The sequence below is a fragment of the Pseudomonas sp. 24 E 13 genome, assembly GCF_900004715.1.
GTDB lineage: Bacteria > Pseudomonadota > Gammaproteobacteria > Pseudomonadales > Pseudomonadaceae > Aquipseudomonas > Aquipseudomonas orientalis_A.
This window is the reverse complement of sequence record NZ_CVTO01000136.1, coordinates 17,223-33,171: the sequence shown is the minus strand read 5'-3', so window position 1 is coordinate 33,171 and position 15,949 is coordinate 17,223. Positions and strand designations below refer to the sequence as shown.

Here is a 15,949-nt window from a genome sequence, read left to right as displayed (position 1 = left end):
GTTTTTTCACATCTGCACGTGTTACCTGTGGCGCGGCCCCTCAACTTTCGCTGGCGACGCCGGTCTTGCGCCGTGGAATGCCCAGGCGCTGGCGACGTTCCCACAGGCACTTGCGGCTCACGCCCAGCTTGCGTGCCAGTTCGGTCTCGGTCATGTGGTCCTGGTGCTCGAGGACGAAGTGCTGGAAATAGTCTTCCAGGGACAAATCTTCCGTCGGCTCGTGGCTGGTATTGCTGCCCGCGCCCTGTTGCGGCGCCAGGCCGATGAAGTCGTCGTCGTCCAGATCGCTGAGTTCGATATCGATGCCCAGCAGCTCGGCGGATATTTCCGGGCTTTCCGACAGGATGACCGCACGCTCGACGGCGTTTTCCAGTTCGCGCACGTTGCCCGGCCATGAGTAATGCCGGATCACCTGCTCCGCGTCGGGCGCAAATTTCAGGTCGGTGCGGTTGATGCGCGCGCTCTGGCGCAGCAGAAACGCCTGGGCGATTTCGTTGACATCTGCGCCCCGCTCACGCAGTGCCGGTAGCTTGAGCGCAATCACGTGCAAGCGGTAATACAAGTCTTCGCGAAATTGGCCGATCTTGGCCAGGCTCTTGAGGTCACGGTGCGTCGCGGCGATCAGGCGTACATCGACCTTTTGCGATTGCACCGACCCGACCCGGCGAATCTCGCCTTCCTGCAACACACGCAGCAAGCGTGCCTGTGCTTCCAGGGGCAGTTCGCCGATCTCGTCGAGGAACAGCGTGCCGCCGTCGGCCGCTTCGACCAGGCCCGCGCGCCCGGCGCTGGCACCGGTGAACGCGCCTTTTTCGTGGCCGAACAATTCGGACTCGATCAAGGATTCGGGGATTGCCGCGCAGTTCACCGAAATCATCGGAGCCTTGGCTCGCTTGGACAGGTTATGCAGGGCGCGGGCCACCAGTTCCTTGCCGGTGCCCGACTCACCCTGGATCAATACATTGGAGTCGGTCGGCGCGACCTTGCGGATCTTACTGTAAAGGTCCTGCATGGGCGGGCAGGAACCAATGATGCCGATCTCGCCGTTGCTGTTGTCGACGCCCGGTTTGTCGGCAGCCTTGCCTGCCGGACGTTGTTCGACCGGCGCACTGCCGGCCGACTGACGGTCACGCAGGATGCGGGCCACTGCCTGAAGCATCTCGTCGTGGTCAAAAGGCTTGGCGATGTAGTCCACCGCGCCCATCTTCATCGAGTCCACCGCCGAGCGCAGGCTGGCGTAGCTGGTCATGATCAGCACCGGCGTGCCCTGGCCCAGCTTGATCAATTCGGTACCCGGTGCGCCCGGCAGGCGCAGGTCGCTGACGATCAGGTCGAACGTGGGAATGCTGAACCGCTCCTGGGCTTCCTGCACCGAGCCGGCTTCGCTGACCTGGTACTGATTACGTTCAAGCAGGCGACGCAAGGCAGAGCGGATAATGGTTTCGTCTTCGACGATCAAAATGTGCGGCATTGATTCAATTCTCTCGACGGTCTCAGTTCACAGCGGACGTCGCTTCGACATGACGCGGCAAGGTCACCCGAATACGGGTGCCGCGTTGGCTTTCGGTGTCAGCCGGGCTGTCGATGGTGATTTGTCCATAATGCTCTTCAACGATGGAATAGACCAGTGCAAGGCCCAGACCGGTACCTTCACCCGGGTCCTTGGTGGTGAAGAAAGGTTCGAACAATCGGTCCATGATGTTCTGTGGAATGCCGCTGCCTTCGTCTTCCACGATCAGGTCGACCGTGTGCTCGAAAGCCTCGCTCTTGACGCGTACCGCACTGTGCGGCGGGGAGGCGTCGCGAGCGTTGGACAGCAGGTTGATCAGGACCTGGGCCAGGCGTTGCGAGTCGCCATCGACCCAATGGTCCGGATCGCACAAGTTAAAGAACTGTACTTCGAAATTGCGCCGGTTCAAGGCCAGCAGCCCAATGGCGTCCTGCGCCACTTCGGCCAGGCACACCGCTTCGTCCTGATTCTGGTGGGCGCCGGAGTGGGCAAAGCTCATCAGTGACTGCACGATGCGCGACACGCGCTTGGTCTGCTCGAGGATTTGCCCGCTGATCTCGGTGATTTCACCGTCTTCCTCGCGCTCTTCGCGCAGGTTCTGCGCCAGGCAGGCGATGCCGGTGATCGGGTTGCCGATCTCGTGAGCCACGCCGGCGGCCAGGCGACCGATGCTGGCCAGGCGCTCGGAGTGCACCAGCTTGTCTTCGAGCATCTGCGTGTCGGTGAGGTCTTCGACCAGTAACACCAGGCCGCTGTTACCGGGGGCCAGGGGCTCGTCAATGGCGGCCTTGTGCAAGTTCAGCCAGCGGGTCTGGCCGTCGAGCGCCAGGTGCTGTTTGTGCAAATGCTCGTCGGGCAGGTTGATAAAACCCTGCAACAATTCTTTCCAGGGGTCGCCCAGGGTATTGAGGCGAGAGCCGACCACGCGTTGCGCGGCGATACCGGTGAGCTCTTCCATGGCCTTGTTCCACATCAGGATTTCCTGGTCCTTGGCCAGGGAACACACGCCCATCGGCAGTTCCTGCAGGGTCTGGCGGTGATAACGGCGCAGGGCATCGAGCTCGGCGGCCAGGCCGGTGAGGCGCGAGTGGTAGTCCTCGAGCCGGCTTTCGATGAAGTGGATGTCTTCGGTCACGTAGTTCTCGCCGCCCGCCTTATAGGGCAGGAAGGTTTCCACCATGTCCTGGGACACGCTGGGGCCCATCAACCCCGACAGGTTGGCTTCGATACGGTCACGCAAACGCCGCAGGGCATAGGGGCGGCGCTCGTCGAACGGCAGGTACAAATCGCGCAAGGCCTGCTCGACTTCCTTTTGCGCGGCCTTGGCGCCGAGTGGCTTGGCCAGTTGCGTAGCGAATTCCTGGGGCGAGGCCGCATGCAGCTCGCGGCGTTGCGGGCGGCGCACGTTGTCCACCGCGCAGGCTTCGGCGGCGCTGATTTCTTCGGGGCTGGCATTGGTGAACAACGAGATCAGCGTGAACATCAGCACGTTGGCGGCCAGCGAGGCGATTGCGGCCATGTGCCAGCTGGTGTCGTCCAGCACGTAAATCATGTTCAGCAAGGGGATATAGAACCCCTGCAGGTTGCCGACCAGCGGTAGCAGCATGGTGACCAGCCACACCAGGATGCCCGCCAGCAACCCGGCGATGAAGCCTCGGCGGTTGGCGGTGGGCCAGTACAGCACCGACAGCACGCCCGGCAGGAACTGCAAGGTGGCGACAAAGGCCACGATGCCGAGGTTGGCCAGGTCCTGTCCGGCGCCCAGCAGCAGGTAAAAGGCGTAGCCGGCCATGATGATCGCGACGATCAGCGCGCGACGCGTCCATTTCAGCCAGCGGTAGATATTGCCTTCGGCCGGTGGCTGGTACAGCGGCAGCACCAGGTGGTTAAGCGCCATGCCGGAGAGGGCCAGCGTGGTGACAATGATCAGGCCGCTGGCCGCGGACAAACCGCCGACGTACGCCAGCAGCGCCAGGGCCGGGCTTTTGGCCGCGATACCGATGCCGAGGGTGAAATACTCGGGGTTGGTGGTGGCCCCCAGTTTCAGGCCGGCCCAGAGGATCAGCGGCACCGCCAGGCTCATCAACAGCAGGAACAGGGGCAAACCCCAGCTGGCGCTGACCAGCGAGCGTGGATTGAGGTTTTCGGTGAAGGTCATGTGGTACATGTGCGGCATCACGATCGCCGACGCGAAGAACACCAGCAACAGCGTTCGCCACGGGCCCTCCTGCAGCGGCGTGTGCAACGCGGCAAGGGCCGTCTGGTTTTGCAGCAACCACAATTCCAACTGTTGCGGGCCGTCGAACACGCCGTAAAGCGCGTAAAGGCCGACACCGCCGATGGCAATCAACTTGATGACCGACTCGAAGGCAATCGCGAACACCAGGCCCTGGTGTTTTTCGCGGGTGGCGATATGGCGTGAGCCGAAGAAAATCGTGAACAGGCTGATCAAGGCGCAGAAGGCCAGGGCAACACGATGTTGCACGGGCTCGCGGGTCAGGATGCTGATGGAGTCGGCCACCGCCTGGATCTGCAGGGCCAGCAACGGCAGCACGCCGATCAACATGAAGATCGTGGTAAGCGCACCGGCCCAGGTGCTGCGAAAGCGAAAGGCAAACAGGTCCGCCAGGGAGGACAACTGATAGGTACGGGTGATTTTCAGGATCGGGTACAGCAGCACTGGTGCCAGCAGGAACGCACCGGACACCCCGAGGTAGCTGGAAAGGAACCCGTAGCCGTATTGATAGGCCAGGCCTACCGTACCGTAGAACGCCCAGGCGCTGGCGTACACGCCCAGGGACAAGGTGTAGGTCAACGGATGGCGAATGATCGCCCGCGGAATCATTCCGCGCTCACTGATCCAGGCGACGCCGAACAACGCCGCCAGGTAGGCGGCGCTGATCAGCAGCATCTGGGTGAGGCTAAAGCTCATCGGCATCTTTTTGGCTCTGCAGGATGAAAGTCACGACGATCAGGATCAGCCACAGCAGATAAGGCCGGTACCAGGCGCCCGTGGCGTCGATCCACCAGTCCATGATGGCGGGGGAAAACAGGTAGATCCCGACGACCAGCAGCAGGACCAATCGATAGATGTACATGTTGGCCTCTGATTAAAAAACTGCCGCGATGGTAACGGATGCCCGGCAAGCTGCAAGCGCCTTCAGCGCAATTGCGCTTCGGCCAGCGTGAGTGTGCGCGGGATCAGTGTGGCATCCCACTGCTGGATGCCCCAATCCAGCAATTCCCTGGGGCTCGCGTAAAGCAGTTCATCGCCGGCCGGCTGACCGAGGGCGCGCAGTGCTCTGAGCAGCAACGGCGCGGCCTGGTCTGCGGTCAGCGGTGGCGAACGGTACGACTTGCCCAGTTTGTTACCGTCCGGCTGGACGATCAGCGGCACATGCAGGTAGCGCGGCTGGCGCAGGCCGAGCAGTTCCTGCAGGTAAAGCTGGCGCGGCGTGGAGTCGAGCAGGTCGGCGCCGCGCACGATGTCGGTAACGCCTTGCCAGGCGTCATCCAGGACCACGGCCAATTGGTAGGCGTACAGGCCGTCGCGGCGGCGGATGATGAAGTCGCCCGCATCGCGCCCCAGGTGCTGTCGGAATGGGCCCTGTACCCGGTCGGTAAAATGATATTCAAGCTCGGGTACGCGCAGACGGATAGCGGCATCTTGCTGGTCGTGGCCGGCGTTGCGGCAAAGTCCGGGGTAAATCCCGTTGTAGGGCTCCAGCTGTTTGCGCGAGCAGGTGCAGGCGTAGGCCAGGCCGTGGTTGAACAAATCGTTCAGTACCTTGGCGTAGGCCTCGTGCCGCTCGCTTTGCCGGAGCAGTTCGCCGTCCCACTCAAAGCCGTAGCGCTCAAGGGCATGCAGAATTGCCGCCTGGGCGCCGGGTTCTTCCCGGGGCGGATCGAGGTCTTCCATGCGCATCAGCCAGCGCCCCTGGTTGGCGCGGGCGTCGAGGTAGGAGGCGAGGGCGGCGACCAGGGAGCCGAAGTGCAAATGGCCGCTGGGCGTGGGGGCGAAACGCCCGATGTAGGTAGAGGCAGTCATGGGCCGGATACTACTGGAAAATCGGTAAACGCCAGACACAAAAATGGGGCGTTCGCACGCCCCATTCCTTCAGCTCGGCAGGTATTACTTGCCGACCTGTTTTTCCTTGATTTCGGCCAAGGTCTTGCAGTCTACACAGAGGTCCGCGGTCGGGCGGGCTTCCAGGCGACGAATACCAATCTCGACGCCGCAGGATTCGCACCAGCCGTATTCTTCGTCTTTGATCAGTTGCAGGGTCTTGTCGATCTTCTTGATCAACTTGCGCTCGCGATCACGGGCGCGCAGTTCGAGGGCGAACTCTTCTTCCTGGCTCGCACGGTCGGCCGGGTCAGGGAAGTTGGCTGCTTCGTCCTTCATGTGGTCAACGGTACGGTCAACCTCCTGCATCAAGTCCTGTTTCCACTTGTTCAGGATCTTGGTGAAGTGCAAGCGCATGGGCTCGCCCATGTACTCCTCACCTTTCTTCTCTACGTAAGGTTCGAAGCCGCTGATGCTTTGCTTTTCTTGGGTGGACATGAATAGACCGCCTCTCACTCTTCTAATCCATTGCGCAGGATTGCAACGTCACCGACACCTGCCGGCCCTGCGGCTGCAAGCGGGCGAACTTACCAGATAGATTCGGGGTGCGCCACTCCCGGTTGTCGAGCCTGTCGCGCCGGGGTTGCAAACTGCAGGGCCCCGTCGTGGCTGGGTATGTCTTGTCTCGAATGTTGATTTTAGTCGTTTTGCCGGCGCTTGCCCGTACCGTCAAGTCGGTAGGGCAGGCAATAGAGCATGTTTTAACGCCAGGGTTCGGTAGAATCCGGATTTTGTCCTCACCGTCTAAGGAAGGCTAATGGCTCAGCCCTACAGTGCGCGCAGTCGCGCCATCGAACCTTTTCATGTCATGGCGTTACTGGCGCGGGCCAATGAGCTGCAATCAGCCGGCCGCGACGTGATCCATCTGGAAATCGGCGAGCCGGACTTCACCACCGCCGAACCGATTATCCAGGCTGGCCAGGCGGCCCTGGCCAACGGCAAGACGCGCTACACCGCCGCCCGTGGGCTGCCCGAGTTGCGTGACGCGATCAGCGGTTTCTACCAGCAGCGCTATGGGTTGAACATTGATCCGCAGCGCATTCTGATCACGCCCGGTGGCTCCGGCGCGTTGTTACTCGCCACCAGCCTGCTGGTGGATCCGGGCAAGCACTGGCTGTTGGCGGATCCAGGCTACCCCTGCAACCGGCATTTTTTGCGCCTGGTGGAGGGCGCGGCGCAGTTGGTGCCGGTGGGGCCACAGGTGCGTTACCAATTGACCGCCGACCTGGTGGCCGAACACTGGAACCAGGACAGCGTGGGCGCGCTGGTTGCCTCCCCGGCCAATCCTACCGGGACCATGCTGACTCGGGACGAACTGGCCGGGCTGTCGAGTGCCGTCAAGGCGCGTGACGGCCACTTGGTGGTGGACGAGATCTATCACGGCCTCACCTACGGCGCAGACGCCGCGAGCGTGCTGGAAGTCGATGACGATGCATTCGTCCTGAATAGTTTTTCGAAGTATTTCGGCATGACCGGCTGGCGCCTGGGCTGGCTGGTGGCGCCCCCTGAAGCAGTGGGTGAATTGGAGAAGCTGGCGCAGAACCTCTACATCAGTGCGCCGAGCATGGCCCAGCATGCAGCCCTGGCCTGCTTCACCGCGCAAACCCTGAGCATTCTGGAAGAGCGTCGCGCCGAATTCGGCCGACGTCGTGACTTCCTGCTGCCGGCCCTGCGCGAGTTGGGCTTCAGGATCGCGGTGGAACCGGAAGGAGCGTTCTATCTTTATGCCGATATCAGCGCGTTCGGCGGTGATGCCTTCGCGTTCTGCCGGCATTTCCTGGAAACAGAATATGTGGCCTTTACCCCCGGGCTGGATTTCGGGCGTTATCAGGCGGGTCATCATGTGCGCTTTGCCTACACGCAAAACCTTGATCGACTACAAGAAGCGGTGGAGCGGATTGCCCGTGGCCTGCGGAGCTGGCAAGGCTGATGCGTTTTCATCCTCCCCTCGAAGAAGGGCGGCTGATCCGCCGCTACAAGCGCTTTCTCACCGATATCGAGACGCTTACCGGCGAGTTGCTCACCATTCACTGCCCGAACACCGGTTCGATGCTTAACTGCATGGTCGAAGGTGGCCAGGTCTGGTTCAGCCGTTCCGCCGACCCCAAGCGCAAGTTGCCAGGCACCTGGGAAATCGCCGAAACGCCTCAGGGGCGGCTGGCATGCGTGAATACGGCACGCGCCAATCAGTTGGTCGAGGAAGCACTGCGCGCCGGCGTCATCACTGAGCTCAACGGGTTCACTGCGTTGAAGCGAGAAGTGCCCTACGGTCAGGAAAAGAGCCGGATCGATTTTCGCCTGGAATACCCCCAGGGGGCCGCGTTTGTCGAGGTTAAAAGTGTCACCTTGGGCTTTGATGGCAGCTCAGTGGCGGCATTCCCTGATGCGGTGACCCAGCGCGGCGCCAAGCACTTGCGGGAGCTGGCTTACCTGGCGCGTGAAGGTGTGCGGGCGGTGCAGTTGTATTGCGTGTGTCTATCGGGTGTTGATGCGGTGCGGCCCGCCGAGGAAATCGACGCTGGCTATGCCGCCGCATTGCGTGAGGCCAAGGCTGCCGGCGTTGAAGTTTTAGCTTACGGTGTGCGGGTCACGCACGAAGAAATCCGCATTGAGCGGCCGATCCAGATCGTTCTGGGTAATTGAACGTCGTTGCGGACTTCCTGCTTATCATCATCACAGACGGCAAAGCCTGGTCACGCATCGACCAGGCCACGCCCAATCTACTTGTTTAAGGTGGCGGCCCAACGGATCGAATTAAGAATGGAGGTCTGAAGTGGGGTTGAAGGCGCCCACCCCAACAACTCACGGGCCAGCTTACTCGATGCATAACCGCCAATAATGTCGCCCGGGCGACGCCCAGCCCTGTTTACGACCAATTCAGATTTAGTGGCACTCATGAATGCCAGCACAAACTCCTCTACAGTAACGCCTCGCTCGGAACCCAGGTTGATGACAGGCATTCCAAACCGGTTCAGCGGTACCGATAAACTATTGTTGTTAAAGGCAAGCGCAGCCAGCACGTGTGCGGCCGCAAGGTCTGCCACGTCCACAAAGTCCCGGACCGTAGAACCATCCCGAGTATTCCAGTCAGTGCCGTTGATTTGAAATGGCTGCCTTGAAGCTGCGCATTGGATCAGCGAATTTAAAAGACTGCTTTTATTGTCCCCTCTGAAGCCCGTTCTGAATGAGTGATCACTGCCAATGGGGTTGAAATATCGGAAAGTAAGAAATTGAAAGTTCCTTACGTTAGAAATGTCTTTGAGTGCCAGCTCAAGAAAGTATTTGGATCTGGCATAGGGGCTCATTGGGACAGGATTTGAATGTTCGTCAAAACGATGTGCATTGTCTGCGCTGTAAAGAGCTGCGGTTCCGCTTAAAATTAACTTGTTGACGCCCAAATCAAGCAGATGGTTAACCATGTTTATTGACTTTGAAAAATTATTTTCATAATAAGTGTCTGGTCTTGTTATAGATTCGGCGACGTCAATTTTTGCTGCACAATGAACGACCAAGGAAAGGTCAGGATGAGCCTTTATAATCTGCGTGAGAAGTTGCCGGTCAGAAATATCACCTTGATAGTATGAAAACTTTCCAGCGGCTTCTTCTGCGCGGCAAGGTTGCTCATCAAGGATAACCGGATGATGCCCGGCGTCGGCCAGGGCCAAGCAAATTGTGCTGCCTATGTAGCCGGCGCCTCCAGTTATGAGGATTTTCATTTAATACTCCCGAATAAATCTAAGAACGTAGATGTCGCCGTTGCCAGCTGATCTTGCGGGCAAGCAAAATTAAATCTGATCCAACCGGGCGAACCAAACTCGTGACCGTCGGATACTGCGACGCCTGCTTGCAGAAGTTTGGCAAAGACATCCCCGTCGGCCGCCCTGGTATCAATCCATGCAAGGTAGGTTGCTTCTGAGGGGCTGTACTTAAGCGACGTATGACGAAGCGTAGTTTGGATGATGTTCTGATTGAGCTTCAACTGCTGCAGCAATAACTGGAGCCAGTTGGAGCAATTGAAGTAAGCACTTTCAAGCGCCACGAGCCCCAATGCGTTTATGCCGGTGGCGAAAAATGACTGGGTTTCTTTAAACTTCTCGCGAATCGTTGGGCATGGGATAACGGCATAGCCTATGGATATGCCAGCTAAATTAAAAGTCTTACTAGGCGATAGAAGCGTAATAGATTTGTTTTCCAGTCCGTTTATTGATCCCGCTGGAAAATGACGACAGTCACCGAGAATTATATCCGCGTGAGCCTCATCCGAAATAACGACTGTGTCAAGACCTTTGATATTGAATGCTAGCCTTTCAAGCTCTTCTCGGGTTGAAACAATTCCGGTCGGGTTAGTAGGGTTGCAGAGAATAATTGCAGATGGCCTGATCTCTCTAATTTGACCTAGATCGCTAGTCGTGAACGGCCTGCTATTCTCGGTCAGCTCTATTGCCCACTGTGTAAAATTAAATCCCTTGCTTAAATTAAGCAGCTTGCCGTAGTTAGGCGATTGCACAGCAATGGTCCCATGGGGGCAGGTGCTCTTGATAGAGGTTCGAACACCCGATATTGTATTAGGAACTATAACAATCCATTCTTCTCGTATGCTCCAGTTATACTGATCTATGCACCATTGTTGGATGGATTTGTAGACAGAGCGTGGAATGTTTGGATAGGAAAAATGCCCCTCTTCAATTCTTTCTCTTACGGCAGAAAGTATGGGGTCTGGCGTTGCAAAACCCATATCCGCTACCCAGTGAGGTTGTGCGCCAGGATATTTAGCTAGCGCCAGTGTATTTTTCGCTTGACGGGAGATCGGGCGTAATCCGGTCATTTGAATAATTCACTCATTGCGGTGAAATCCAATTCGTCATAGCCGATGCTTTGATCCGACTCTAAAATAGAAAGTAGACAGTGAGACAAGTCTAATTTGTAATCGCTAAATTCATCTAAGGCGTACTTTATGTCCTTTTTTGCATATTTTAACTTGCAATGTATATCCTGATGGTTTCGTGCCAGGCTTTGATTAAGCTTTTGTCGAGCAATTGAGCTCATCCAGAAGTCATCGTGTGAAGTGATTATAGTGGCAGCCAGTTCGTTCTGAGGCAGCGCCTCCAGTAGCCTTAGCATTTGACCTAAAAGCCCGAGCGCAGTCAGTCCCCACAGGTTATAGAATAATTTAAATTGAGTGGCTGCGCTGATATGTTCGAACGTATAGACTTTCGAAGAGGTCGTATTGAGGAATGGGTCATGCTGAGTATCTACGCTTTGCGAACAGGCGAAATATATCAGGCTCCCTTTCAGTGATCCTGTTTTGCTGCCAGTAAAAGGAGCCTCAATAAAATTCAGACGTTCGTCGTTAAACGAGTTTCCTATTTGCTTAATTGCCTCACAGGTAAGTGTCGAAAGTTCAATGAACACTGTTTGTAATGCATGGCTGGCGAGCGCGACTGCTAAAATATTGCTCCAGACGTGTGTAGAGATTTCTGCGTTGGGAAGGCAAGAAACAACGTAGTCATATTTCGACAGATTGATGGAGTTCAATTTTGTCTCTCTTCGAGAGTAATAGTCAACTTTCCAGCCTGCACTGCTGAGGCGTTCGGCCAGTGAAGTAGTAATCAATCCTTTTCCAACAAAAAGAATGTTACGCATAGTTGCAACCATTCAGCGTAAAAGATTCTGACAGCTTGCCGAGTTTATACGGCGTGATGGGTGATATTCCGAAATTTTCCAGAAAGGGAAGGTTGACCACTGCCGAGGTGCATCTCAATGTCGGCGAACATGTGTGATCTTGGATATCCAGTGTCGATAATCCTTTTACCTCTACATCAGGGGTGCGGTAGTTCCGGAATGTGAGGTGTGGAAGTAATAAAATATTTTCAGTCTCGTTGTCAGTGGAACTTAAGGTTATAGAGTTTTTCGTGCGGTCCCAATCAAATTGACTATGGTCGTTTTCCATTTCTACAGTGCCAATGTCTTTCATGTAGCCCAATAATGCTCCGCGCGCGATGGAGTGAGGGGCGTCGACGACGGCAAGTACCGGGAAATAGTAGCGAGCAGAGCGCCATGTAATGGCGACTTTTAATATGGCTTCATGACTTGTGATGAAGTCTTCATCGGTAAAGCAAGTTGAACGCATTTTTGAAATAGTCAGAAGGAAGGTATTGCTGATCGCAGCATCAGTAGGCAAAACACGCAGCACCTGCGAGAGGGCAGGCTTTGGCGACTTAAAAGAAAAGTTTGCTTCAAATTGAATGTGGAGATTTTCACATTGAAACTTCCAAGGGGCGATCATTATGTTTGCCTCTGAGTGGACTTTAGTTGAAATGACATCAATGTCTTTCTAGATGCGAGGCCTGGCATAGTCGAGTGAATTGGTCAAGCGTAGGTGATAGAGAACTCTAAAGAAAAGCAGAGCTACGACGCTGCATGTCGCGAAAGATAAAGGCGCTCCGCCAAACTCATACAGTAGAGGCCCTGCAAAGTAACCGATGGTGGCTCCTGCGAACGTATACAGTCCACGCGTGCCATTTGCTTTAGCGGTCAAGCCATGAGGAATCATGCGCTGAAACTGGTTATGAGACCTCAGGAACATAATTTGAAATGAGAATCCGATGATAAAGGAAAGCGTGTTTACAACCACGAACGACGATGTATAAATAAAAGCCGATTCAGCAACAGCTATGATAATGATGAGCAGTTCATATCGGTTGAAGCGATGACTGAAAAGACGCTCGAACATACTGTTGGCAATAATTAAGCCGATGACTTGCGAGAGCAAAATGGTTGAGTAAAGTTGAGTGGGGTTGATTGATATGCTTTGGCAGTATCTGAGTAGTATGCTTAGAAATAACCCTGACAATAGCATGCCTATGAAGATAAAATGGTGAGCCGACGTCATCGTGCGAACTGTGATGGGTGCGGATTTAATTGAGGTAGAGTGTTTTGAGTGACGCGCGACTGACGATGTACAACTGCTTAAAATAACGGAGCTTATGAGCAGGCAAAAGGCAAGGTACAGATAGTTGTCAGCCGTCGTCACGGCCAGGAGTAATGGTGCCAGTGCCATGGCCAGCGTTATGGATAACTGCATACGAGAATGCGCTTGGGATAATTTTAATTTATCTACTTCGAGGTTTATGGTTGAAAGTCGTTTAAAGTTTATTATGCGAAGAATAGCGCCGATGTTGAATGTCAACAGGCATCCCCAAATGAGTGCTTCGTTGCGGTTGAACAAGAAGAACGATACAGAGGCTATGAGCGTAAATAAGCCAATCAAGCAAAGAAAGCGTTTTTGACTAAAGGTGTCGATAGAGGGGGCAATCGCCACGCCTATAAAAACGGTAGACGCGGACATGGCACTTAGAAATAACGACATTTCTAACCCAGAAAGACCCAAATGGTTAACAATGAGCGGTATTGAGGCTTGGGTGAATCGCTCAGTGAGCGAAATTATGAAGCAAAGCAGTATGATGATTTGGTTTTTGGTACGCTTCACTGCCTTTCCTTTTGCTTGTGTCCGCCGCTGGGCTTTTCTAATAATGCGCAACAGTTATCGACCATTACAGCGATCCAGCTGGTCGGGAAATGCCAATGTCTAAAGAATGCGCGCGGTAAAGACACCACACCATTGTTGGAGTAAACTGGGATTTAATATAAAGTTCATCAAGTGCTTGATCAAATGTCGAGGTGCTTGTCAACGCCGAGGCTACCTCTCCTTTTTTGTAGAGTTGATAGGCGTGGATTTTTGATTGAGTGTATTTAACTTCTTTGTATGAGTCCAGATCGTCTATTAGTGAACAGGTCGACGGGTGGAGTGCAATCGAGTCATAAGATTTGTGCAATAAAGTCATGGGAAGTGTTTTGTCAAACCATACGCTTTGTAGTTCGAATGAATCCAAGTATTCGAAGTGAAAATCCACCCACGAAAATTGTTTGCCGTCGCGGTATTCTCTAAACCCCGCCGGCACTAATAATCTCGTCTTGAATTTTTTTGCATGTTCAATCGCTGCGTGAAAGGTCGGGTGTAAAGAGACAGTAGGCCCAATACTCGCAGCTTGTGTGTGTGAATCGGTTCCGATAGGGCCAAGGGTTGTTATTATATCGATCATTCATTTGACCCTTGAAATAAGCTTTCTGCTTTGCTTAATTTGTTGTTTTCCAGAAATACTGCTTCGATTATCTTGTCGGCATGCTGGTTTTCACTTGAGAAAAAGAGGGCTGTCGACTCAAGGAAACTCGCGCTTTCAGTTACGAGCCTGCGCTGTGTAATTAAGGTTTTTAGATGCTGTGCGACAGACTGCAACTGCTCGTCTGTCAGGTCTCGGTTGACAATGTGTTCGGCCAGTACAGTGCTTACTTCGGCAAAGTGGTGAGGTATCAATTCGTGTTCGAATACGAAACTTCGTCTTTCCGGGTGTTCAGATAGGTAAAGTAGTTTCAAACATGTGATACAGATTTTGCTATAAAGCCTGCGGGCGATGTGGGATGTTGAACTCGTCAATTGAGCATTGTAATAGGCCAGAGGCTGTGTCTGGTATGCCAGAAATTCATCTGCGCGGTGTCCACTGAAGTCAGGTTTTTGCAGGAGAAGACCATTGCCTCCGAACCACTCAAGGTCCATGGAAAGGATTGCGTTTGAAGGATGCTTTAAAGCTTCGCTGCTCATCAATATCAGCGGGCTGTACTCCGCGTATGCGTTTTTGCAACGCATGGTTTGCGCTATGTCTTTAGGATCTATGAAGCAGAGTACATCAATGTCCGATGTGTAATCATGTCGGGAGGTATTCTTTCGTGACTCACCTCTGGCTGATGATCCCGTTAGTGCGAGTGTATAAACGATATCCTTGTCTGTTAGACAAACTAAAAAATCTTCTTCGAGAAAATTCATGATTTGAAATCCGTTTCTATGAGCGTTCTTCGTGTTGTCACTTCAGGGGTCGATCGTTAGCCAAAAGCGCCGCTGGCCATGCTGTTAAACATGGCGTAGGCGGATTGCACTTCACTTAGATACTGTGTTTTCGGAGCGTCGAGTGGTGTAATATTCGTTGAAATAACGTCAATTTTATTTGTTTGCGGATTTTGTTGATAACTCACGGTCACCGAAATCGCGTAGTGCGTGCCACAGAGGCTGAAGCAGACATTCATATACTCTGGTGTCATGAGAGGCAATTGATTGAACAGCGAATACACGGCCAGCGCACAAACCCGTGCTTGACACGCGGCCGCGAATGCCGATTTCGGCAAGCTGTGAGCGTCTGCTGCGTCGCCAATAACATGAACGTTCGCAACCTTCAAAGACTCGAATGTCTGCGTATTTACCGGGCACCAACCGTTCTCGCCAGTCAGGCCATTTGCAGCGGTGAAAACGTCGGCTTTTTGTCTCGGAATAATATTGATGACATCGCCCTTGAAAGCGCCTGCCTGGCACACAAGTTCCCGCGTGTCCGGCCTCAACTCTGTAACCGTTCCGCCCTGTTGGGCGCCGATCCAGGTAATGATGCTTTCTGCGGTCCCGTATCCATACAACTGTTTCCAAGCCAATTCAAACTGGGCTTGCTTGGGGAACCGCTCTTTGGAGTCGAGGAAGATAATCTTTGAATTCGGCTTGTGCGCAATAAGGTATTCGGCGATCTGACTCACTCGCTCATACGGGCCCGGCGGACACCTGTATTCTGTGTTGGGAGCCGACATCAGAACCGTACCGCCGTCCGGCATTTCTTCGAGTTGTTTTTTCAGGGCACTCAACTGTTCTTTCCCTTTCCAGGCGTGTGGAAAGACATCGACGAGCTCTTTGCTATGACCCTTAATATGGTCAAAATCAAAGTCAATACCAGCAGCCACGATGCATCGATCGTAGCGGTGGGTGGTGTTTGGTGTTTTTACTACTTTTTGAGTAGCATCAATTGTCAGCGCACGCTCATGTACGACATTTATCCCTTCAGATACGAGCTTTTTATAGTCGAACGTCAAGGTCTCTTCATTACGTTTCCCTATCAGGCACTCCGCACTGAGTGGGCCCGAGAAGTATTCCGTATGCTCTTCAATTAATGTTATTAAAGCGTTGGGTATGAGGCGTTTTAGCGTGCGAGCGAATGTGGCACCTGCAAACCCCCCACCCACCACTACAACTTTATAAAGCTTTGCCTGCGACATCTTGATTGGAGGGCCTGCCGCTGCGTCTAACGCAGCTATTCCGGCGCCCGTAATCAACCATTTAAGGAGGGTTCTACGATCATCTATCATTGTATCTTCCGAATTCACACGTCCTGCCTGACGCCTTCTTGCGTGTGCCAAGCAATACACTAAAGATCCAGTCGGAT

At 54.4% G+C, this 15,949-nt stretch carries 15 protein-coding genes; 2 read left to right on the top strand and 13 right to left on the bottom strand.

Features of this window, described 5'->3' with window-relative positions; genetic code table 11:
• Positions 1–40 precede the first annotated feature (40 nt).
• The 5 genes from BFP90_RS17605 to dksA form a co-directional block, all read right to left on the bottom strand.
• A complete protein-coding gene (locus tag BFP90_RS17605; RefSeq protein WP_065897586.1) occupies positions 41–1,471 on the bottom strand; it encodes a sigma-54-dependent transcriptional regulator in 1,431 nt (476 codons plus the stop codon).
• Positions 1,472–1,493: 22 nt separating this feature from the next.
• The gene (locus BFP90_RS17600) at positions 1,494–4,448 is read right to left on the bottom strand and encodes a sensor histidine kinase (protein ID WP_176718051.1); all 2,955 of its coding nucleotides are present in this window, start codon (positions 4,446–4,448) and stop codon (positions 1,494–1,496) included.
• Positions 4,432–4,608: a hypothetical protein gene (locus BFP90_RS28410; protein ID WP_003176118.1), complete on the bottom strand. Its 177-nt coding sequence runs from the start codon at positions 4,606–4,608 to the stop codon at positions 4,432–4,434. The genes BFP90_RS17600 and BFP90_RS28410 overlap by 17 nt, the downstream gene beginning before the upstream one ends.
• 62 nt (positions 4,609–4,670) lie before the next feature.
• Positions 4,671–5,558 carry a tRNA glutamyl-Q(34) synthetase GluQRS gene (gene gluQRS, locus BFP90_RS17595; RefSeq protein ID WP_065892278.1) on the bottom strand — a complete coding sequence of 296 codons (888 nt, stop codon included), beginning with the start codon at positions 5,556–5,558 and terminating at the stop codon, positions 4,671–4,673.
• 84 nt (positions 5,559–5,642) lie between these two features.
• A complete protein-coding gene (gene dksA, locus BFP90_RS17590; protein WP_065883968.1) occupies positions 5,643–6,074 on the bottom strand; it encodes an RNA polymerase-binding protein DksA in 432 nt (143 codons plus the stop codon).
• A gap of 319 nt (positions 6,075–6,393) precedes the next feature.
• Here dksA and BFP90_RS17585 point away from each other — a divergent pair, with 319 nt between their 5' ends.
• Both BFP90_RS17585 and sfsA read left to right on the top strand, forming a co-directional pair.
• Positions 6,394–7,566, top strand: a complete 1,173-nt coding sequence (locus tag BFP90_RS17585) for a pyridoxal phosphate-dependent aminotransferase (protein ID WP_065892280.1) — start codon at positions 6,394–6,396, stop codon at positions 7,564–7,566.
• A complete protein-coding gene (gene sfsA, locus BFP90_RS17580) occupies positions 7,566–8,279 on the top strand; it encodes a DNA/RNA nuclease SfsA (RefSeq protein WP_065897584.1) in 714 nt (237 codons plus the stop codon). Before BFP90_RS17585 ends, sfsA begins: the two co-directional genes overlap by 1 nt.
• A 77-nt stretch (positions 8,280–8,356) precedes the next feature.
• Here sfsA and BFP90_RS17575 read toward each other — a convergent pair whose 3' ends face one another.
• The 8 genes from BFP90_RS17575 to BFP90_RS17550 form a co-directional block, all read right to left on the bottom strand.
• On the bottom strand, positions 8,357–9,352 hold the full coding sequence (locus BFP90_RS17575; protein WP_065897583.1) for an NAD-dependent epimerase/dehydratase family protein: 996 nt from the start codon (positions 9,350–9,352) through the stop codon (positions 8,357–8,359).
• Complete coding sequence (locus tag BFP90_RS17570; RefSeq protein ID WP_083203269.1) at positions 9,349–10,461, bottom strand: aminotransferase class I/II-fold pyridoxal phosphate-dependent enzyme; 1,113 nt, start codon at positions 10,459–10,461, stop codon at positions 9,349–9,351. Before BFP90_RS17570 ends, BFP90_RS17575 begins: the two co-directional genes overlap by 4 nt.
• Entirely contained in the window at positions 10,458–11,279 is an 822-nt protein-coding gene (locus BFP90_RS17565; protein WP_176718050.1) for an NAD(P)-binding domain-containing protein, read from the bottom strand. Before BFP90_RS17565 ends, BFP90_RS17570 begins: the two co-directional genes overlap by 4 nt.
• Positions 11,272–11,922 carry a hypothetical protein gene (locus tag BFP90_RS28405; RefSeq protein ID WP_141688982.1) on the bottom strand — a complete coding sequence of 217 codons (651 nt, stop codon included), beginning with the start codon at positions 11,920–11,922 and terminating at the stop codon, positions 11,272–11,274. Before BFP90_RS28405 ends, BFP90_RS17565 begins: the two co-directional genes overlap by 8 nt.
• A 48-nt stretch (positions 11,923–11,970) precedes the next feature.
• Positions 11,971–13,125: a hypothetical protein gene (locus BFP90_RS17560; RefSeq protein ID WP_065897580.1), complete on the bottom strand. Its 1,155-nt coding sequence runs from the start codon at positions 13,123–13,125 to the stop codon at positions 11,971–11,973.
• A 64-nt stretch (positions 13,126–13,189) separates the two neighbouring features.
• Positions 13,190–13,738: a hypothetical protein gene (locus BFP90_RS28400; RefSeq protein ID WP_141688981.1), complete on the bottom strand. Its 549-nt coding sequence runs from the start codon at positions 13,736–13,738 to the stop codon at positions 13,190–13,192.
• Complete coding sequence (locus BFP90_RS17555) at positions 13,735–14,517, bottom strand: hypothetical protein (RefSeq protein ID WP_141688980.1); 783 nt, start codon at positions 14,515–14,517, stop codon at positions 13,735–13,737. The genes BFP90_RS28400 and BFP90_RS17555 overlap by 4 nt, the downstream gene beginning before the upstream one ends.
• Before the next feature lie 56 nt (positions 14,518–14,573).
• On the bottom strand, positions 14,574–15,872 hold the full coding sequence (locus tag BFP90_RS17550) for an FAD-dependent oxidoreductase (protein WP_065897578.1): 1,299 nt from the start codon (positions 15,870–15,872) through the stop codon (positions 14,574–14,576).
• Positions 15,873–15,949 lie beyond the last annotated feature (77 nt).

Bases quoted from the DNA above. Each gene is read 5' to 3' on its own strand.
- BFP90_RS17570 (WP_083203269.1), bottom strand. From the start codon at position 10,461: ATGACCGGATTACGCCCGATCTCCCGTCAAGCGAAAAATACACTGGCG.
- BFP90_RS17600 (WP_176718051.1), bottom strand. From the start codon at position 4,448: ATGCCGATGAGCTTTAGCCTCACCCAGATGCTGCTGATCAGCGCCGCC.
- BFP90_RS28405 (WP_141688982.1), bottom strand. From the start codon at position 11,922: ATGATCGCCCCTTGGAAGTTTCAATGTGAAAATCTCCACATTCAATTT.
- BFP90_RS17550 (WP_065897578.1), bottom strand. From the start codon at position 15,872: ATGATAGATGATCGTAGAACCCTCCTTAAATGGTTGATTACGGGCGCC.
- BFP90_RS17565 (WP_176718050.1), bottom strand. From the start codon at position 11,279: ATGCGTAACATTCTTTTTGTTGGAAAAGGATTGATTACTACTTCACTG.
- sfsA (WP_065897584.1), top strand. From the start codon at position 7,566: ATGCGTTTTCATCCTCCCCTCGAAGAAGGGCGGCTGATCCGCCGCTAC.
- BFP90_RS28410 (WP_003176118.1), bottom strand. From the start codon at position 4,608: ATGTACATCTATCGATTGGTCCTGCTGCTGGTCGTCGGGATCTACCTG.
- BFP90_RS17585 (WP_065892280.1), top strand. From the start codon at position 6,394: ATGGCTCAGCCCTACAGTGCGCGCAGTCGCGCCATCGAACCTTTTCAT.
- BFP90_RS28400 (WP_141688981.1), bottom strand. From the start codon at position 13,738: ATGATCGATATAATAACAACCCTTGGCCCTATCGGAACCGATTCACAC.
- dksA (WP_065883968.1), bottom strand. From the start codon at position 6,074: ATGTCCACCCAAGAAAAGCAAAGCATCAGCGGCTTCGAACCTTACGTA.
- BFP90_RS17605 (WP_065897586.1), bottom strand. From the start codon at position 1,471: ATGCCGCACATTTTGATCGTCGAAGACGAAACCATTATCCGCTCTGCC.
- gluQRS (WP_065892278.1), bottom strand. From the start codon at position 5,558: ATGACTGCCTCTACCTACATCGGGCGTTTCGCCCCCACGCCCAGCGGC.
- BFP90_RS17575 (WP_065897583.1), bottom strand. From the start codon at position 9,352: ATGAAAATCCTCATAACTGGAGGCGCCGGCTACATAGGCAGCACAATT.
- BFP90_RS17555 (WP_141688980.1), bottom strand. From the start codon at position 14,517: ATGAATTTTCTCGAAGAAGATTTTTTAGTTTGTCTAACAGACAAGGAT.